The organism is Marinomonas sp. ABL3_031, from assembly GCF_056161265.1.
In genome coordinates this window covers 42,383-62,330 of record NZ_JBSWYU010000012.1, presented here as the reverse complement: position 1 = coordinate 62,330, position 19,948 = coordinate 42,383, and the positions used below count along the sequence as shown (strand labels likewise).

Genomic DNA, 19,948 nt, shown 5'->3' with positions numbered 1-19,948 from the left:
ATTTTATTCAATCAAAGGCAATATATAGGGAAGTAAGTTATTGAGCACAACAGGCTGGCCGTTTTTATTTGGGTGAAGGCCATCACTTTGCATAAGTTCTTTGTTCAATGCAACGTCTTTAAGCATAAAAGGCATGTAGGCAATTTGATACTCAACGGCAATGTCTTTATAAAGGTTAAAAAACATTTGAGTATAGCGTTTGCCATAGTTTTGCGGAATTTGATTACCCACAAGCAAAATTTTTGCTTCTATTTGTTGAGCTTGCTCAACCATGGTTTTTAAATTTTGCGTGGTCTGATTAAGAGGGTAGCCGCGTAAAGCATCATTGGCACCCAACTCGAGAATGACGTAGCTAGGTTGATATTCCTCTAGTAAAGCAGGTAAACGAGACAGTCCACCTTGAGTGGTTTCTCCGCTAACACTGGCATTAATCACACTAATTTCAGGGTGTGATTGATTTAATTGATTTTTTAGTAAACTAACCCAACCATCTTGTTGTCTTAAGTTATAGGCAGCACTGAGACTGTCGCCCATGACCAATAGATTGGCGGCATGAGCAGACACATTAAGACAGAGTGACAACAATACAGCGGCAAAAATTTGAGCGATTTTAACGAACATAAACAACCTTTAGAGTATTCAAGTATGAGCAAAAAAACGGCAATTAAAGTCAGTAATCTTACTCACACAGTGACATCAAATACAGGGAATTTAACCATATTGAAAGGAATCAATATGGAAATTAACGAAGGTGAGTCGGTTGCAATTGTCGGATCATCTGGCTCAGGGAAGTCAACTTTACTTGGATTATTGGCAGGTCTGGATGTGAATACCTCCGGTGATATTTTGATTTATGACAAACCTTTTTCGCAACTAGATGAAGAACAAAGAGCCATCATTCGTGGTCAATTCGTGGGCTTTGTTTTTCAGTCTTTTCATTTGTTACCAAGCTTACAAGCAATAGAAAATGTGATGCTGCCTGCGGAACTCAAAGGCGATAAAGAAGCTCGATCAAAAGCAGAAGCCTTATTGGACAAAGTGGGATTGTCCCATCGTTTGACACATTACCCAAATCAATTATCCGGTGGTGAACAACAACGTGTCGCAATCGCTCGTGCTTTTGCCTCTCAGCCAAAAATTTTGTTTGCCGATGAACCAACGGGCAACTTAGATGAAGACAATGGAAAACTGATTGTCGACTTGCTGTTTGATCTAAACCGTTCACAAGGAACAACCTTGGTAATGGTTACTCATGACAATGATTTGGCGAATTTGTGTAATCGTCAATTGGTTATGTCTGCAGGTCAATTAACGGAAAAATCCCTATGATGTTCATTTTACGTTTAATGCTACGCGATTTTCGTAGCGGTGATTTAATTACCTTATTGGCCGCTCTGATCATATCAGTGGGCACAGTGACTTCTATCGGTTTATTTATTGATCGCTTACAGCTATCGTTCGAACAAGAATCCGCTAATTTGTTAGCCGCCGATCGTCTGGTAAGAACCGATTCACCGATTAATCCTGAATGGCAAGCTAAAGCATCAGAGCTTTCTTTAGAGCAAGCTTTGCGTACCTCATTTACTACCATGATGTTTGCCAACGATGCATTACAGTTAGCGCAAATCAGTGCGGTAACGGATAATTATCCCCTACGTGGTGCTTATTTAGTGGATCAAACACTATTTGGGCAAGGTGCAAGTTGGAATAAACCACCCAAGTCCGGAGAAGTCTGGTTGTCTTCTCGATTGGCCAGCATGTTAAGTGTTCAGCTTGGTGATAAGGTAGAAATTGGCGAAGCAGAATTTATCGTGAGTCAATTTTTGGTTCGAGACCCTGGTTCTACGACATCCGCTTTCGCAATTTCGCCGAGAGCTGTCATTAATGCTGCTGACTTAGATAAGACACAAGTTATTATTCCGGGCAGTCGTGTCCGTTATTCTTTGTTGTTAGCTGGAGACAGAGAGGCTTTAACTGAATATGGTGATTGGCTGCAACCGCAGCTTCAAGAAGGTCAAAGATGGCGAACGCCAACACAACGTGGTGAACGGGTAGGCGACACAATAGGGCGAGCGGAATCTTTTCTTTTATTAGCGGGAACCTTAGCTGTTGTGATGTCAGGCATTGCCATGGCATTAGCTTCATCGCGTTTTGTGAAACGCCATCTCATGCAAGTCGCCATTCTTAAAACCTTAGGAGCGACCCCCAAATTTTTAAGTTGGGCATTTATTCAACAACTTAGTTTGTTATTTGCCATTGGTACCTTAATTGGTTTAACCATTGGTTGGGGAATACAAGAAGTTATTGCATCCTTGTTATCCGGTTTAATGTCGACACAACTTCCAGAGCCCTCCGTGACTCGTATGTGGCTTGGTATCGCAACTGGCTTAGTTTCTATGCTGGCTTTTTGTTTACCTTTGGTTATGCGTCTCATCAAGATATCCCCTTTGTCAGTGTTACAGCCAAGTGTGCGTATTGAGCAAAATACCGCCATTATTTATGGTCTGGGGTTTGCGGGTATGTATGCCTTGATGTGTATTTACACGAAAGGCTTCTTATTGCCCACGGTAATGACTTTAAGCATTATTGGCATTGGACTCATTGTCGGTTTGCTTGGTTTTAGTGTTTTCAAATTGGGCCGTAGTTTGACCTCAGGTGCCACCAGCGGTTGGCAGATTGGTTTAGCATCCTTGTATCGCCGTTTAGTACCAAATCTCTTCCAGTTGCTTGTTTTTACCCTAATCATCATGCTTACCTTGATTTTGATAGGCGTGCAATCCAGTTTGATCAGTGATTGGCAAAAACAGCTGCCAGATGACGCGCCGAATCATTACGTGTTTAATGTGCAGAGCAATCAGGTGCAGGCGATTAATGAAACCAGCGCCGCACTGAAGATTCCACATTCGTCTTGGTATCCAATGGTTCGTGGTCGTGTTATTGAGCTTAATGGAGAGAGCGTTGATGAGTTGTATCCTGAGGGGCGTGGTGAACCTGAATTGGTAGATAGAGAGCTTAACTTGACTTGGTCTGATGAATTAGGACAAGGCAACAAGCTGCTAGAAGGGGACTTTGCTGCCAATGGTTTGTCTATTGAACAAAGAGCCGCTCAGGAAGTGGATCTTGGTATTGGTGATAAGTTAACCATAAATATTGGCGGTAACATTATTACTTTACCCATTACCTCTATTCGTGAGGTGGATTGGGGGTCAATGCAGCCGAACTTCTATTTAATCTTACCTAAGCAAGCCCTAGAAGATTATCCAGCGAATTTTGTCAGTAGCTTATTTGTGAGTGAAAATCAGGCGCAAAGCTTTTATAAAGCCATGTCTAACTTCCCTACAGTGTCTATTCTGAACGTGGGCGATGTATTGAAGCAAATTCAAACCATCATTGGACAGTTGTCTCAAGCGATTCAACTGGTCTTGCTATGTATCTTGTCAGCTGGAGCATTAGTCTTGCTAGCCAGCGTGCGTTCTACATTAGAAGAACGGCTTGAAGAAGGGGCCTTGCTGCGTGTCCTAGGAGCTAAGAGTCAACTTGTGAGGCAGTCTATCTTTATTGAATTTGGCGCATTAGGCTTTTTCTCGGGATTGATTGCTGCGCTGGGAGCAGAACTATGTTTGTATGGATTGCAAGTCTATGTTTTTAATAGTCAACCTAGTTGGCATTTAAATCTTTGGTTGTTTGGCCCGCTGATTGGTATCATAGTGATATTAACTATAGGTGTGTTTGCCAGCCGTAAAGTGCTAAAAGTACCGCCAATGCACCTATTAAGAGATATTTAATCTTATTAAATAAGAGTATTCATGTATAAAGAACAACAAGGCTACATCGTCAGTCGGCACACTAAGGAAGTAGATGGTCAGATTGAGATGAGCCTTTTTGTTAAGACGCCTGAAAAAACCGTTAAAGTGGTTCCGGATAAACAGTTATTGAGTTTTTTTAGTGACATCCCACTAGAAGACTTACCTGAAAAGGTATCGGGGGCCACCTATTCATCAAGCCAATTTCTTTCTTTTCAACACAACTCCGTTCTGCTTATTCAAAGCAAAAGTCAAAAAATCCATCAACAACTGGTTCAGTATGTTAAGCGAGCAGGTTATCAAGTTTTCGAAGAAGACATAAAAGCGCCAGATCGATATTTGATGGAGCGTAATATTCGTGGCGCAGTGCGTTTTATTGGTGAAGAAGCGCATGGCGGCAACCTCTATCGAAATGCCAAGCTCATTGCTGGAAAATTTCAGCCAGCTTGGAAGGTCTGGTCGTTAGACATTGAAACCTCAGTCACGCACAACCAAATTTTATCCATTGGTATTATCAGCGATGATTTGCGTATGGCCTTTGTGGTTACTCCGCAAGCATCTGAGCTTAATGCCGTGTCATGTTATCAAGATGAACGCAGCATGTTACTGGCTTTTATGCAATTTATGAAAAAGCATAACCCGGATATTCTGATCGGTTGGAATTTAATTGGTTTTGATTTGAATTTTATTGACCGACGTTGCCAATATTTAGGCATTCGTCCAGCCTTTGGCGTTAACGGTGAGTCTTGGAGTATTCGATCATCCGAGAATCAAGGTAAGTACTTTGCCACTATTCCGGGTAGGGTGGCGTTAGATGGCATTACTCTATTAAAAGTGGGTGGTTATCATTTTGAGTCTTATAGTTTAAATAATGTGAGTCAGGAAATACTTGATGATAGCAAATTGTTACATGGCGGCGACCGATGGCAAGAAATTGAGCGCTTACATCAGGAAGATTTAGCCTCTTTTGTGGCGTACAACCTACAAGATTGTGATTTGGTTTGGCGGATTTTCGATAAACTCAAATTGATCGAGCTTCAGCAAACACGAGTTGACCTTACAGGCATTCCTTTAGAGCAAACAGGAGGTTCGGTGGCCGCCTTTGAAAATCTATATCTGCCTCGTCTTCACAAATCGGGATTTGTGGGACCTTCGTGGCGTGATGAAGCTTTTGTTGCCAGTCCTGGTGGGTTTGTAATGAATTCAATTCCAGGCTTGTATAAAAACGTTCTCGTATTTGATTTTAAGAGCCTGTACCCAAGTATTATTCGAACCTTTTACATTGACCCATTAGCCCGTATTAGTGGCCAGCAAAACATTTCTCAAGATCAACATCTGGTACCTGGATATCGAGGCGCTCAGTTCGATGCCAATTTGGCCATTTTACCTGAATTGGTCGGTGAGCTTGCACAAGCTAGGGAGCAAGCCAAAGCGAAGAAAAACGATATACTAAGTTATGCTATAAAAATCATTATGAACTCTTTTTATGGTGTCTTAGGCTCTAATGTGTGTCGTTTTTATCATACCGAATTAGCCAGTTCCATTACCATGCGAGGCCATGAAATACTGCAAAGGACCAAGGATTGGATGGAAGAAACAGGAGCACAGGTGATTTATGGTGATACGGACTCGCTGTTTGTCGTGTTGAACGATGACACACAAGATCCAGAAAGGCTAGGGCACGCTTTATGCCAATCTATTAATAATAAACTTCGCCATTGGTGTCGAGAGTTCGCTCATTTAGATTCCTATTTGGAATTAGAGTTTGAAACCCTTTATCAAGCTTTTTTTATGCCAACCATACGCGGTCAAGAAGAAGGCAGTAAAAAGCGATATGCAGGAAAAACCAAAGATAAGATCGTCTTTAAAGGTCTGGAAGCAGCACGAACAGATTGGACTAAGCTGGCTCGAGAGTTTCAAAAGAATTTATTTGAAATTGTCTTTAATGATGAGCATCCAGCAGATTATATCAAATCGGTTGTCGATGATTTGAGATTAGGCAAGTTTGACTCGTGGCTTATTTACAGCAAGCAGCTTAGCCGTCCTTTGTCTGAATATCACAAAAATAGGCCGCCCCATGTTCGTGCTGCCATGATGATAGATGAAAAACGTGCACAACAAGGTTTACCTTTAGAATATGATAAAGGTCGTAAGCGAGTGTTTTACCTTCATAAAACAACGGGAGTGTATCCATACGAGAGGACAGCGGATTTAACGGATCTCGATTACGAACATTACATAGAAAAACAATTGTTACCCATTGCTGATAGTATTTTACCGGCTTTCAAGACAGATATGGCAAGCTTGTTGTCGCAACAAATTTCCTTACTTTGAGTTAAAAATTAATTTGTATTGGAAACTAATTTAAAGACACGTTGGGTATTGTCCACACTGGCTTTAATAAGAGCGTCCATATCCATATTGCGCAATGCTGCCACCTGTTTTGCAACATAAGGCAAATATTTAGGATGATTTTTTTTCGGTCTTGGACGAATAGTACGAGGTAATAAATAGGGGGCATCCGTTTCCAGCAAAAGCCTATCCAAAGGTATATTCGGGACCGCAGCCTGTAAGTCCGCACCGCGTTGTTCATCACATACCCAGCCTGTGATTCCTATGTGTAAGCCTAGGGACAGATAGTTATCCAGTTCTTTTGTTGAGCCAGTAAAGCAGTGAATAACGGAATGTTTCGCTACATTAGGCCATTGCTGTAAATAGCGAATCATTTCTTGGTGAGCATCGCGTTCATGTAGGTATAAAGGCAACGACCATTCTTCGGCTAATTCAATTTGCTGCTCAAATGCGAACCTTTGCTGCGTTGGGGTAGAGTAATTACGATTAAAATCCAATCCTGTTTCGCCAATTGCCACTGGATTCAGTCGTTCAATCAAGCCTGTTAATATGTGTTTGGAACTGGATTGCCAGGTTTTGGCCTGATGAGGATGGCAGCCTATGGTTTGCCATAGGTTTTGATAGGATTGGCTATATTGTCCCAGTAAACGGCTCTCTTCCAAGTCTGAAGCAATACATATCATGCCAGTGACACCTTCAAGAGACGCTTCATCCAGTGTTTTTTCTAGATGGTTTAAAAACAGTGAGTGATTTAGGTTTACACCAATATCTATCATGCTTGTATCATGTCTTTTGTATTATTGAGGCTGTCTATATAGATGTTTTTCAAGACGTCTTTACTGATTCCTTTGCTGGATAATTGATCAAAAGGGATCTTTTCCCAACGTCCTGATTCATAGGCTTCCACCATTCTTAAAATACCTCCTAAATTGCCTTGGTATTCCAACAATGCCTTTTTAATATTGGCGTCCAGAGGCAGATCTTTTAAAAGATTGTTAAGGTCTTCATCATAAAAACTGGGTAAGTATGAAAATAAGCCTACTAAAAATGCCCCTTCCAATTTAGGGAACAAGGTAGTGCAAAGATTTTGACAGAAATACGCTCTCGAAACTGCCATAGAAAACAAACAATCAGGCTTGCCTGAGACACTATTGAGCATTACCAGTCCTACCCATTTCACCAAATCTCTCACCCCAATAATCTCAACTGCACGTTGTGCATTAGAAACATTAAAATGGCTGTGATATCGCGCTGTATGAGTGAGTTTTATAATACGGTAAGTTAGGATAGGGTCCTGCTCTATGCAATCTGCCAACAACCGCAGAGAGGTTTCGTTGTTGTTAAGATGCTCAAGTAACTCAATCAAAATATCTTTGTAAGCAAATACCCGCTTGCCAGTGATTTTAGTCATTTTACGAATAAATGGTCCACTAAAATTGGCATTTGGTAAAACGGCCTTTAAGACCTCAAAATCATGTGCTTGGTGGATATTATTAATCCACATGTTTTTTGCGGAAATATCGGTTTGCTCAGTAAAACGCAGAATATCATCAAGCCGACATTTCTCTAAATCGTATTCCACATATGAAAAGAGATTGATAAAATTTGATCCATAAGCATTGGAACAGGGATTCATTAATCCCAGTTGATAACCCGAGAAACGTGCATTTGATAAGGCATCATAATACTTGTCTTGATCCAAACCGTGACAATCTATAAACAAAACAATCTGAGTATCCTGTACTTGTGGAAGTGTCGATAATTGTTCTGGGTTGATAACAAAAAAGCCGAGTTTATTCTGAATGATTTCATTCAGGTCCATATCAACAAACAATGCACTTATAAATGTCTTTTCATCTTGGTATAAGTTAGTATCCGGATGTAAAAGCTGATAAGCAATGGTCTGGGACTTTTGATTAACGACAGCTTTTCGGCAGAAAAGTACTTCATCGTGATTCATTTTGTTTCCCTACGTAAAGAAAGACGTCACAAAAAAATACTGTAAGCCTTAGCTTAATGCAATATCATGGTTATGATGGAATAACGCCTTAATTAGAAAATTCTGTGGAGTGATGTATGGCGAGCATGTTAGACGCTGTAGACCAAAGAACTAAACTGGTAGGTGAGAACCGGCTAGAGTTGCTAATGTTCCGACTTGGCGGAATGCAAATGTTTGCAATTAATGTCTTTAAGGTTCAAGAAGTCGTACAGTTACCAAAACTCAACTTGATGCCACATCGTCATCCTTCTGTGGCTGGAGTGACACATTTCCGTAATCGAACCATTCCTGTCATTGATTTGTCTGAATCCATTGGTATGAAACCTATCGAGCGAAATGAATCTTGCAATCTTATTGTTACTGAGTACAACAATACAGTACAAGGTTTTATGGTGGGTGAGGTTGATCGCATTATCAATATGAACTGGAATGAGATTTTGCCACCACCAGATGGAGCAGGTCGTCAGCATTATTTAACTGCTATTACGCGTGTAAACGATCGCATTGTTGAAATCATAGACGTAGAAAAAGTCTTGGCAGAAATTTCACCTTATGACAGTACGGTAAGTGATGAAGTCATTGATGATGATCTTCTTGCTTTGGCTAAAGGCCTAGAAGTCTTAGTAGTCGATGATTCCTCTGTTGGTTTGGCCCAATGTCGTTCAACATTGGATTTTATGGGCATTACTGTGCATACCGCAACAGATGGTAAGCGTGGCCTGGAGAAATTAAAAAAGTGGGCTGACGAAGGTGAGGCTGTCCCAGATAAGCTCTTAATGATGATTACAGACGCTGAGATGCCAGAAATGGATGGTTATCGATTGACCAGGGAAGTTCGTGAAGATGCGCGTCTTAAAGATTTGTACATTGTGCTGCATACCTCCTTAAGCGGTAGCTTCAATAAAGCCATGGTGCAAAAGGTAGGGTGTGATGACTTTTTATCAAAATTCCAACCTGACAAATTGGCGACCTTAATTCAAGACCGTATCCGCAGCGTTGTCTATCGAGAGTAAGATGTCATGATGAGAGGGCTTTTGGCCCTCTCAATCTGTTTAATATGACTTTTACTCTCTTGTCTATCATCTCATTTAGCCTTATTTAATGATCATTAAACTTCTGGTATTGTTTTTTTTGATTGGTGTCATGACGGGCGTTATTAATCGTTACACACCTATCTCACGGTCTATTCTAAGTCTTACTTGTGCTTATTTCTTCTTACCCGCACTCGGCATTAACCTGGCAAGCTTTTATCCCTATTTATTAGCCAGTGTGCTGGTAGCCTGTTTGCCTTTGTGTCTCTATGATTGGTTAAAAACATGGCGCCATGGAGAGCTTCAAACACTGGTTTTTAAATACGCGCCTGGCATTTCCATGGGGGCTGTCGTTGGAGCGCAATTAGTGAGCATATTACCCTACAAGGTACTGATCATGGTTTTGACAGTATTTCTTTTTTCTTTACTCTTGATACGATCCTATATACTAGTTTGTCATCTCAGGGGAAGTGTCAGATTACATTCATCCGTTATGACATGGATTAGGTCAGTAAAACCTCTGCCATTAGGAATGGTATTAGGTACTGGTGCCGTTCTTTCCGCTGATGATTGTCATACTGTCTCGAACAGGGTCCTTGATGAAACTGACTCACATCAGTCAGACAATCAAAATGGACTAAGTGTGTTTATTTGTTTTGCGGCAATGATAGGATTTGTTTTCCCTGCAGTACAACCCATTTTCATTGACGCAAATGTGCCAAAGGATTGGTTTGCAGGCTTAGTGTGTTTGCCTATTTCGATGAGTCTGGCCGTCGGACTTTTTGTTGCAGCTTGTTTACCAGCTTGGACAATTAATAATTTTGAAAAAAAATTCATTTCATTTTGTATCATTCTGTATCTATTTATCTGTTTGATACGTATTTGGTTTTAGCAAGTAGATAAAATTATTTGACTGTAAAATAGCGTGTTTTTACACCTTATAAATTTACTCTTGACCTATAATAAACAAGGATTTTCAAAAGGGTTTGATTCCATGAAAAAAAATAACATTGGCGTTTTAATGATAAACCTTGGTACGCCAGATGCCCCAGAAACAGCGGCGGTAAGGCGCTATTTGAGAGAATTCTTATCTGATCGCCGGGTTGTGGATCTAAGCCCATTACTTTGGAAACCTATCCTAAATCTTGTCATTCTTACCATAAGGCCTCCTAAAGTGTCTAAGGTCTATCAGCAAGTATGGATGGACGATGGGTCGCCTTTATTGGTATTGAGCCAAAGATTAAAAGACAAGCTAAAGATACAGCTAGCAGAAGAATTTCCTATGCCGGTTGCCATTGAATTGGCCATGACTTATGGCAACCCTAGTGTTGAAAAGGCAGCTCAAAACTTGCGTGAACAGGGGGCCAATAAAATTCTAGTACTGCCTATGTATCCACAATTTTCCTCCACGACAACCGCAGCTGCATACGATCGTCTAATGCGTTCATTAAAATCCTGTCCACATTGGCCTGAATTGCATTTGCTGGAAGATTACGCAGATCATCCATTGTATATCACTGCCTTAGCAAATTCGGTGAGAGCGCAATGGGAATTGCAAGGAGAAAGACGTCATCTGGTCTTTTCTTATCATGGAATTCCTAAGCGTTATGTCGGTAAAGGTGACCCTTATCAGCGTCGTTGTGAATTGACCAGTCGTTTAGTTGCTGAAGAATTAGAACTGGACGATCAAGATTGGACCCATGTTTACCAATCACGCTTTGGTCGTGAAGAGTGGTTAAAACCCTATGCTGATGAAACCTTACGAGCCATGCCTGAAATGGACATTAAGAAAATTAATGTTATCAGTCCTGCGTTTTCAATCGATTGCATCGAGACTTTGGAAGAAATCACACTGGAATTGGGAGACGAATTTAAACAGCATGGTGGCATCGCATTTGATTATATTCCAGCGTTGAATGACAGCGCGGATCAAATTGCCTTATATATGAGCTTAATTGAAGAACACATTAAAAATTGGACCTAACATGACTAAAAATCGTCAAGCTTTCAAATTCATAGCTTTTGATGCGGATGACACCTTATGGCGAAATGAAGAAATTTTTATGAATGCGCAAGATGAGTTCATTCATTTGTTGTCACCATATCATGATGAATTTTATGTTCGCGAACACTTGGCTGAAGTACAAGTTAGAAATCTCGAACATTTTGGTTATGGTATTAAAGGCTTTACCTTATCTATGATAGAAACGGCAATAGAGCTGACGGAAGGTCGAATTCTTGGCAGTGAAATCCATGAAATTATTGCCTTAGCCAAATGCATGGTTGCTATGCCGGTTGAAGTGTTACCCAATATTGAAACTGTATTGAAAGCACTAAAGAAAGAGCATAAATTATTTGTCATTACCAAAGGGGATTTATTAGACCAAGAAAGCAAATTAGCACGTTCAGGGATTGTTGAATACTTTGATGCTATAGAAATTGTCAGTGATAAAACGGCTGACACCTATGAATCGATTTTGCTTCGCCATCAGATTAAAAAAGAAGAATTCTTAATGATAGGCAATTCATTAAAATCTGACGTGCTGCCAGTGTTGGATATTGGGTGTCAAGCTATACATATTCCTTATCACAGCACATGGGCTCATGAACAAGTGGATGAAAAAAAGCTTGCTGAATATGACAATTTGATTCAAGTGAAAGATGTTAGAGACATTTTGACTTTTATCAATCAACAAGAATCGATTTCTTTCGCCGCCGTTTAAATGAAATTGGTTGCAGCCTTTTTTCTGTTTACTAGGTAATAATGATGAAAAAAATACTCATAGTCTTATCCTTAATTCTACTTGTAACCTCATCTTTGGCGGCGGCATCCAGTTTTGACCGAACGCAAGAGAGTGCTGCAGAGAAGTGGAATAAAATCCAAAAATCGGCAGAGGAATTCGCGGATGAAGCCTCAAATATCGCGAGTGATATGGGAGATAACATTATTCATCATGGCTCCATGACGCGTGACAAGGCCGCTGATATAGGTTCTAACATTTGGCAGTCCATTAAATTGGTAGGATCAGAGACAGCCGATCTTGCACGTCAAGGAGTGGACAAAGTCCGTAATGTATTTCAAAAGAAAGAAGGGCAGTGCCAGCAAGATTCTGTTCTTTGTTTTAAGGATTAGTTGTTATCAAATTGGTGTAATCGATAAACATGGCTCAAAATAAGGATACAACCCATCCTCCAAATAACCATTGGGAAGAAGAATTTCTGCAGCAAGATGACGCGCACATAACCGCTGCTCAGGTTCGTTACCGTTGTCCGAAGTGTCAAAGCTATCTGCAAAAACGCAATGGATCAAATGGTATATTCTGGGGTTGTGAAGCCTATCCAAGCTGTGATTACACCGCTAATGATGAAGACGGCATACCTGTTAGGGCAAAGCGCTATCTTTGTCCTGCTTGCCAATCCCCGTTACGGCGAAAGCAATTTAAAGACAATGTGTTTTGGGGCTGTTCAAATTACCCAGACTGTAAGGTGACGGTAGAAGATGACAATGGCGTTCCTTCAGTTACTAAAAAGTACCCCTGTCGTGTTTGCGGCCACTATTTGGTTCGTAAAAAAAGTAAGCAGGGGTACTTTTGGGGCTGTATTACCTATCCCAACTGCACCAATACTTTAAACGATGACAAAGGGTTGCCGGTATTACGTAAGAAACGATGAATCTTATTTCACATGAAGCTCTTGCTGGTAGGCATTATGACTTTCCTCAATGTCTTCTAATGCCGGCACTAAATCTGGGTAGGTAAATTCATAGCCTTGTTGCTGTAAGTGAAATGGCAATACCTTTGGGCCTAACGTTAGTAATGTCGACATTTCACCGAAGATCATTTGCAGAACAAATGAAGGAGTCCATAACAGACTGGGTCGATTTAATCCTTTTGCATAATGTCTGGCAAATTCTTCCTGTGTCACATTATTCGGGGCGACCAAGTTATAAACCCCACGGAAGTTTGCGTCTTCTATCGCTTTTAAAATGCACTTTTTCACATCTTCAATATGAACCCAGTTAAACCATTGCTTGCCGCTACCAATCGGTCCCCCTAGACCTAAACGAAATGGCAAACGTAATTTTGCTAATGCTCCACCATCGCCTAGCACCACACCCAGTCTAAGAATAACGAATCGTGTGTCATCATTAGCATGGCTGGTCACTGCTTGCTCCCATAAATCACAAAGTTCATGAGCAAAGCCGGGGTGTGTAGGACTGTTTTCATCTAAGTTCACTTGATTACTTGGCCCGTAATAACCAACAGCAGACATAGATATAATGGTTTTTGGTACATGATGAAGTAAATCAAACACACGATGGGTAAGATTGACACGACTGTTGATTAGAGCTTCTTTACGTTTTCGGGTCCAACGTTTAGCGGCAATGTTTTCCCCTGCCAGATTAATAAAAACATCAAAAGTAAAATCCAATTGAGATAAAGCTGAGAAATCGATCTGCTTTACCTGGTCAGAGAGTTTTTTGGACTTCTTGCGTACTAAAGCATAAATGTTGGCATTCGTTCTAATCAGTTCTTCCAGAAGTGATTGTCCTATGAAACCTGTCGCGCCTGTGATCAGAATATTCATCTTTGCCGCCTTTTCTCTTTGCACATCTTAAAATTTAGTAGAAACGCATCAAAATGGAAACTGGATCATATTAAAACAGAAATGTTTTTGTACCTTTCTAGAGCAAGGCACTTGTTTTACCTCTTTAAACATTCCTTTTCTAATTAAGAAGTTATCTTTTTTTGAGCACAAGTTTAGATGAGCTCATTGCTATCCTTTTTCAGCTTTTTAACGTTTTTTTACGTGGCACCTTCTTTTTCTTGAATAGGATGGCTAAAATGGTCGTTAGTTCGATTTATTAGGTAAGATAATGCAACGCAAAGAATACGATCATATCATTCTTCTTGCACACGGAAGTCCTGACCCTCTTTGGAAAGAACCTTTCGAAACCCTGCATCAACGCGTTACTGCACTGTATGGCGAAGACAATACCAGTTTGGCTTATATGGAATTGACAACGCCGTCTTTAGAAGACGTCGTTCATTCTCTCGCCCCTGAGGTAACATCAGTAGCAGTTCTGCCGTTATTTTTAGCCGTTGGACGTCATTTGCGTTCCGACGTACCTGCACAAATAGACAAGCTTCAATCAGAACAGCGAAATATCGTGTTATTGCCGCCAGTCGGTGACGATGACATAGTAAAACAAGCCATGGAAAGCGTAATAGCTGGATACTTAGGTAAGGAATAAGAATGCAATTGTTTTTAGTGATGACATGGAGCCAATGCCATGCTGTTTAGTCATTTGCCAGATGAAATCTTTCAGGCATTAAGCGGTTCGAATAAGGTTCTTGTCGAGGCGGTACTCACTGATTTAGCGGATGTTTTCTATGATCATGCTGAGGATCCTATTAAAGACAAATCCACTATCATAGAGTCGATAGAAGATACTCTTCATAAATTGGATACTCTGTCATGGCATGAGGATCAAAAAGAGTCCTTTGATTCACCTAAGACAATTCACGACTATGCATTACGCATATACCATCGTTTAGTCAATACCGGCTGGCTAGTAGAAGAGCAAGAACTGTATCGCGTTAGTGTGTTGATGACACCTCAAATCTCCATGCTGTTACGTTCTTTGGTTGAAATCAGCAGTCATGGTAAACGCAATTATGGCGCAACGGTGCTAAGCATCTTAAGCAATCTTGAAGCCGTAGCGAAACATCCTAAAGAACGTGGTGTTACCTTAAGACAATCTGCAGAAGCTGCGCGTGAATTCTCTGCGCACTTGAACCAAATTCTTCTAGGGATACGCAGTTTACAGCGAGAACTGTTTGCTAGCCGAGATCCTAAGGCCATAGTGTCTGGTTTTTTTGAATTATTTGTAGAAGGCATCTTGATTGCCGATTATAAAACCATTAAGACCAGCAACAATCCGTTCCGTTTTCGTCGTCAAATCCTAGAACTTACACAGGACTTCCTCTCTAATCCAACGACGTTGGGGCAAGTAGCCCAATGTTATGTTGATCAACAAGTCATCACTATGGCCGAAGCACAAGTCATGGTTGAGAGAGATTGCCGTGATATTTTGCAAACCTTTAGCAATATTGAACAGCGCCTTGAACGTATTGATGAGTATCGCTATCGACTTGAGAAACGTGCGGCTGATACGGCGCGATATATGGACAGTTCTCGACCTGGTATGGCGACAAAAATCGCGGGGATAATAAGCGATGTGGCTGAATACGATCGTTTGCCTAGCTTAAAACAAGTGATTGGCGCAAAATTTGTTGGCATGTCTTCTGCTGCACAGCCTACCAAGCGTCGAGAGCCACCACCGCCGCGAATAATGACACCCGCTGAAGTGTCAGCGGATGCAATTAAATTCCGCGATCAACAACGTCGTTTTCATGAAGCGCGTCAAGTAACGGTTGCTAAGATGCAAACTTACTTAGAGAAACAAATGGCGTCGGAAAAAGAAAAACATGTTTTGGAATTCACCATTAACTCTGTTGAAGACTTTGTATGCTTTGACCATTTACGCTACATAGGTTCGTTGGGGGTCAACTCAAAGAAACTGGAAGATGTGTTTGAAATTCACTTTACCGATCAATATTTAGATGTTCATGATTTCGTTGAATGCCGAGAGTTCAATGTTGTACGTAGGAGCGAAGCGTAATGCTGAGAGAATTAAAAAAAGTCGTTGAAGAGTCAGGAAAGGATGCGCAAGAATTCCAACAGACTGCTAACTATGTCATTGCTAATCAATTTGCCAGCGCATATAAACATGGACAACGTAAGCATTACTTACTATTGGAGTCTTACCAAGAGTATTTTGATCGTCTATTTGATGCTCTGGGCATGAAACTCTATATCAATGAAAATGAGCGTTTAGCTGGCGTATTACCCATTCAACGAGAAGCCTTTGTACGATTAAAAACAGACGAGACACTGTTTCTACTCGTATTGCGACAAATTTATGAAGAAAAAGTGGAAAACTTTGAAGTTGACAACGGTTTCGTCGCTACCAATACCCACACAATTTTGGATCGCTTTGTTCACCTAGTAAAACGTGAAATTCCCAGTGAAACACGCTTTAAAGATATCTTATCTCTTTTTAGCCGCCATGGTGTGATCATACGCGGAAAGACATACGAAGAAGACAGCAAAAATCAAATTATCAACATCACACCTGTGGTGCGTTTGATTGTAACTGAAGCTTATCTAAGGCAGTTAGAGTCTTTTAATGGAACAGACCCTGATGAGGATGACATGGAAAGCACTGAAAGCGATGTTGAAACCACATCTGAAATCAACCAAGACTAGGGCCTGAAAATGAAAAAGTTAAATCGAATTGTTTTAGTAAATTGGTACCTGCTTGGCGCAGAAGAAATTAGTATTCGTGGTAATACGGCGATTATTGGTCCTACCGGTTCTGGTAAATCTTCCTTGTTAGATGCAATTCAGACCGTGCTAACCGGCGCCAGTAAGCGTCATTTGAACTACAATGCCAGCGCAAATGATGGCAAAGCAAGTGGACGTAGTATTCGTTCCTATATTTTGGGAATGATTGATTCTGGCCAAACCAATGCAAAAATGTTTGGCACAGAACCAAGACAGGATGCAACTTGTTATCTGGCCTTGGTATTTGAGGACAGTGTGACCGGAAAAGAATCTACTGTTGGGTTAACATTAAGTGCTTCATTAGCTTCCCCCGAAGAAGATGTATTGGGCCGTTTTGTATTACCAAACTTCGGCGCGAGAAAAACCGATTTCATTGACCCTATGCAGGGCAAAAGCTATCAAGCCAAACCTTGGATTGAAGTTCGCGAAGCCTTAAAGAAAGTTTGTCTAGACCCATACATAAAATCGGGTAGTGCGTCTGCTACACAATACATTAACCGATATTTAGAAGAGCTTAGCCCAAGTGCGGATCAATTAATTACCATTGATGGTTTCTTGAAAAACTTTAAGAACGCGTTGAAGTTTGTGCCAATTGCCTCGCCAACACGATTTGTGCAGGATTTTGTGTTAGCAGAAGCGCCATTACAAGTTGGTGCATATCAAAAATCTTTGAACGAATATCGCCAGCTTGAAGCAAAAACCCTTGAAGTGTCTAAACGCATTGATGACCTGAAACTGATCCAACAAGATTGTGAGAAAAAACATCAACACGATCAAAATGCCATTAACTATCAATGGATTGCCACAGAAGCGCGTTTTGACGAGCTTGGTAGTAAACAAGATGACATTCAGGATCAGTACGATTTACAAAAAGAGCGTGAAGAAGAAATTGAAGAAGAACTGGCAACCCAGTCCAGTTTGTTAAAACAACTGCAATCTCAGTTGCTTAGACTCGAACAACAATATGAACATTCTGACGTGGGTTTAAAGCTTCAACAACTTGAACAAAATAAAAAGCTGATTGAACTGCAAGGTCAGCAAGATCAAAAATCCATATTACAATTGCGTCAATTAGCCGTTCTGCTAAAAGCCCTAAATAACTTTAGTGAACTGGTATCCAATGACACATTAGAGTTGGCAAAAGAACTCAACCAGTTAGAAGAAATCATCTCGGAAGATGGCCGTATTTCGGGCAGTCTTAAACCTCTAACGCAAAAACTAGCCGCGTTAAACGAAGCGTTAGATAAAGAAAAATCCTTGGTATTTGGACAGCGTTCTGAATTGAACCGTAGTATCCTCAACTTGAAGGACGAGTGCAGGCAATTAGAATCTGATGTGTCATCTTTGAAAGGGGGCATCAGTCCATTATCGCAAAACACCAAGCGTCTAATTGCTTTATTGAAAGAAGCTAATATCACAGCTACACCACTTAGTCACTTAGCAGAGGTAACTGAGCTCAAGTGGCAAGATGCCATTGAAGGGTATTTAGGGGCTCAGCGTGAGGCTCTGATTGTTGAACCCGAAGACGCAGAAGAAGCAATTCGTATTTTTCGAGCCCATCGTCGTCAATTAATGGGCTGTCGTGTTGTGGATACCACTCAGACCCGCCTATGGCTAAACCGAGGTGACCGTAATTCTGCACTAAAATTCATTCGTTGTAATAATGATCATGCTCAAGCCTATTTGAATCGCCGTCTTGGCGGCATTAAGCCGGTAGAAACAGAACGTGAATTGTTACGTGAAGACAGCGCAATGACTGCGGATGGTATGTTAAAGCTTTCTGGTACGATTTCGACCATACGCTCTGTGCCTCATATGATGGTGGGCATCAATACGGAAGGGATGCGCGAGTCCCGTGAACAGCAATTAAGAAGTCTCAGTAATGAATTAGCGGACTTACTTAAGTCAGATCAACGTTTGGAGCAAGCGGACTCTTTGCTAGGTCGAGTCATTGCAAATAACCAATTTGACCTCGATACCTTGGGCAATGCCAGTCACGCGGTTACACGTCTAGGACAAGAACTGGAAAGCGTTAATGCTGAAATCAATCAGTTACAAGAGCATGATGACACTGACTTACAAGAACGCATCGAAGAATTAAAGTCACGTATCACCAATGTCGAGTTAGAACAGAAAAAATTGGATCGTGAACGCCAGCAAATCTCTGAACAATTTGGCGCCTTAAACACCCAAAAAACTCAGTTGAGTACTGCGCTTGCTGCCTTAGATGAAGAACGTACTAAGCTGACATCGAATCCTAAATACGATGCAGAATTTGCCAGTGAACGTTATGCTTTACTCGAAAATAGCATGGTTCATGGTGCGGCAATTTATAAAGAGGCCATCAGTCGTGCTGAAAAGGCCAGTGAAAAAGCACGTAACTTTGATCAAAAAGTGCGTAAAGAAGTGGCTGATCATTATGCCAAATACCATCAAGCAAACTTAGATGATGATAATCAACTCGATTATTTAGAGTCTAAGTTTGAAGAGTTCGAGCACTACGTGTCTTATCAGATTGATGTGTTAAGCGAAACAGAATTGGCTAAGTACGCTAAACGAGCGGAAATTGCACGCCGTGAAGCAGAAGAGACCTTCCGTTCAGATTACGTATCCAAGTTGAAAGACTCGCTGGATCAAGTAGCACACATTATTCGTGAATTAAACCACAGTTTGAAACGCCGCCCGTTTAACCAAGAGATTTACCAGTTCCGTTACTACCCTAACGGTGACATGAAAGACATTCTGGACTTGGTTGAACGCTTTAGCGTACAAGATCAAGCCAATGTTGGAGGCTTATTTGACCCTCAAATGAGCGATGACCCTGAACATGCTCGCGCAATCGAAGCTATTCAAGAGTTGATCTCAGATGAAGAAAAGCAACAAGATTTGGCGGATTACCGTAAATTTTATAACTTTGAAGTCGATATCTTAGATAATGAAGGCAATAAGAAGACGACATTGAGCCAGCGTATCCAAACAGGGTCGGGCGGTGAGCACCAAATCCCGTTTTATTTAGCCATCGCCGCCGCTTTGTCGACTACTTATCGCTTACATGAAACCATGGATGGCGATATTGTAGGGGGCTTCTCATTGGCTATGTTTGATGAAGCTTTCAATAAGATTGATATGGTGAAAACCTCGACTTGTATGGGCTTCATGAAAGACATTGGCTTACAAGTTATTGCCGCAGCACCTGACGACAAACGTGCCGTTATGGCGGCCAATATGGATACCATTATCAGTGTATGGCGTGAAGGGGGTGCGGTGTCAATTGATGTGGCGTATCCTAAAGAAAAGGGCCAAGTTTTGCTTAATGGGCAATCTGAAAATTTATTAACCCTAGCTTAATGAGT

General features: G+C 41.0%; 17 protein-coding genes. 13 read left to right on the top strand and 4 right to left on the bottom strand.

All coding sequences use genetic code 11. The annotated features are described in order from the left end of the window. Positions 1 to 3: 3 nt before the first annotated feature. Positions 4 to 621: an arylesterase gene (locus tag ACXAH2_RS13430; RefSeq protein WP_475079170.1), complete on the bottom strand. Its 618-nt coding sequence runs from the start codon at positions 619 to 621 to the stop codon at positions 4 to 6. 24 nt (positions 622 to 645) lie between these two features. Between ACXAH2_RS13430 and ACXAH2_RS13425 the strand changes: the two genes are divergently transcribed. Genes ACXAH2_RS13425 through ACXAH2_RS13415 form a run of 3 tightly spaced genes read left to right on the top strand, consistent with a single transcriptional unit; the run spans position 646 to position 6,137 of the window. Further along, a complete protein-coding gene (locus ACXAH2_RS13425; RefSeq protein ID WP_475079169.1) occupies positions 646 to 1,329 on the top strand; it encodes an ABC transporter ATP-binding protein in 684 nt (227 codons plus the stop codon). Continuing rightward, the gene (locus tag ACXAH2_RS13420; RefSeq protein WP_475079168.1) at positions 1,326 to 3,785 is read left to right on the top strand and encodes an ABC transporter permease; all 2,460 of its coding nucleotides are present in this window, start codon (positions 1,326 to 1,328) and stop codon (positions 3,783 to 3,785) included. The genes ACXAH2_RS13425 and ACXAH2_RS13420 overlap by 4 nt, the downstream gene beginning before the upstream one ends. Before the next feature lie 21 nt (positions 3,786 to 3,806). Continuing rightward, positions 3,807 to 6,137 (top strand): DNA polymerase II, encoded by a 2,331-nt coding sequence (locus tag ACXAH2_RS13415; protein WP_475079167.1) that lies wholly within the window; start codon positions 3,807 to 3,809, stop codon positions 6,135 to 6,137. Positions 6,138 to 6,145: 8 nt separating this feature from the next. Here the strand turns inward: ACXAH2_RS13415 and ACXAH2_RS13410 are convergent, their stop codons facing one another. Together ACXAH2_RS13410 and ACXAH2_RS13405 are read right to left on the bottom strand one after the other, a co-directional pair. Continuing rightward, complete coding sequence (locus ACXAH2_RS13410; protein WP_475079166.1) at positions 6,146 to 6,931, bottom strand: TatD family hydrolase; 786 nt, start codon at positions 6,929 to 6,931, stop codon at positions 6,146 to 6,148. Beyond that, complete coding sequence (locus ACXAH2_RS13405; protein ID WP_475079164.1) at positions 6,928 to 8,115, bottom strand: EAL and HDOD domain-containing protein; 1,188 nt, start codon at positions 8,113 to 8,115, stop codon at positions 6,928 to 6,930. Before ACXAH2_RS13405 ends, ACXAH2_RS13410 begins: the two co-directional genes overlap by 4 nt. Positions 8,116 to 8,231: 116 nt before the next feature. Here ACXAH2_RS13405 and ACXAH2_RS13400 point away from each other — a divergent pair, with 116 nt between their 5' ends. The 6 genes from ACXAH2_RS13400 (at position 8,232) to ACXAH2_RS13375 (ending at position 12,857) form a co-directional block, all read left to right on the top strand. Then, a complete protein-coding gene (locus tag ACXAH2_RS13400; protein ID WP_475079163.1) occupies positions 8,232 to 9,167 on the top strand; it encodes a chemotaxis protein CheV in 936 nt (311 codons plus the stop codon). 88 nt (positions 9,168 to 9,255) lie between these two features. Continuing rightward, the gene (locus ACXAH2_RS13395; RefSeq protein ID WP_475079162.1) at positions 9,256 to 10,077 is read left to right on the top strand and encodes a hypothetical protein; all 822 of its coding nucleotides are present in this window, start codon (positions 9,256 to 9,258) and stop codon (positions 10,075 to 10,077) included. A gap of 102 nt (positions 10,078 to 10,179) precedes the next feature. Continuing rightward, positions 10,180 to 11,169 (top strand): ferrochelatase, encoded by a 990-nt coding sequence (gene hemH, locus ACXAH2_RS13390; protein ID WP_475079161.1) that lies wholly within the window; start codon positions 10,180 to 10,182, stop codon positions 11,167 to 11,169. A gap of 1 nt (position 11,170) precedes the next feature. Next, the gene (locus ACXAH2_RS13385; protein ID WP_475079160.1) at positions 11,171 to 11,908 is read left to right on the top strand and encodes an HAD family hydrolase; all 738 of its coding nucleotides are present in this window, start codon (positions 11,171 to 11,173) and stop codon (positions 11,906 to 11,908) included. Positions 11,909 to 11,952: 44 nt separating this feature from the next. Beyond that, a complete protein-coding gene (locus tag ACXAH2_RS13380) occupies positions 11,953 to 12,318 on the top strand; it encodes a hypothetical protein (RefSeq protein WP_475079159.1) in 366 nt (121 codons plus the stop codon). A gap of 29 nt (positions 12,319 to 12,347) precedes the next feature. Next, a complete protein-coding gene (locus ACXAH2_RS13375) occupies positions 12,348 to 12,857 on the top strand; it encodes a DNA topoisomerase family protein (RefSeq protein WP_475079157.1) in 510 nt (169 codons plus the stop codon). A gap of 3 nt (positions 12,858 to 12,860) precedes the next feature. Here the strand turns inward: ACXAH2_RS13375 and ACXAH2_RS13370 are convergent, their stop codons facing one another. Next, positions 12,861 to 13,772, bottom strand: coding sequence for a TIGR01777 family oxidoreductase (locus ACXAH2_RS13370; RefSeq protein WP_475079156.1), 912 nt, complete (start codon positions 13,770 to 13,772; stop codon positions 12,861 to 12,863). 289 nt (positions 13,773 to 14,061) lie between these two features. Here ACXAH2_RS13370 and ACXAH2_RS13365 point away from each other — a divergent pair, with 289 nt between their 5' ends. The 4 genes from ACXAH2_RS13365 to ACXAH2_RS13350 are packed head-to-tail and all read left to right on the top strand — an operon-like array spanning position 14,062 to position 19,943. Beyond that, the gene (locus tag ACXAH2_RS13365) at positions 14,062 to 14,439 is read left to right on the top strand and encodes a sirohydrochlorin chelatase (protein WP_475079155.1); all 378 of its coding nucleotides are present in this window, start codon (positions 14,062 to 14,064) and stop codon (positions 14,437 to 14,439) included. A 39-nt stretch (positions 14,440 to 14,478) separates the two neighbouring features. After that, the gene (locus ACXAH2_RS13360) at positions 14,479 to 15,870 is read left to right on the top strand and encodes a Wadjet anti-phage system protein JetA family protein (protein ID WP_475079154.1); all 1,392 of its coding nucleotides are present in this window, start codon (positions 14,479 to 14,481) and stop codon (positions 15,868 to 15,870) included. Further along, on the top strand, positions 15,870 to 16,517 hold the full coding sequence (locus ACXAH2_RS13355) for a DUF4194 domain-containing protein (protein ID WP_475079153.1): 648 nt from the start codon (positions 15,870 to 15,872) through the stop codon (positions 16,515 to 16,517). The genes ACXAH2_RS13360 and ACXAH2_RS13355 overlap by 1 nt, the downstream gene beginning before the upstream one ends. 9 nt (positions 16,518 to 16,526) lie before the next feature. Further along, positions 16,527 to 19,943: an SbcC/MukB-like Walker B domain-containing protein gene (locus ACXAH2_RS13350; protein WP_475079152.1), complete on the top strand. Its 3,417-nt coding sequence runs from the start codon at positions 16,527 to 16,529 to the stop codon at positions 19,941 to 19,943. Positions 19,944 to 19,948: the final 5 nt, after the last annotated feature.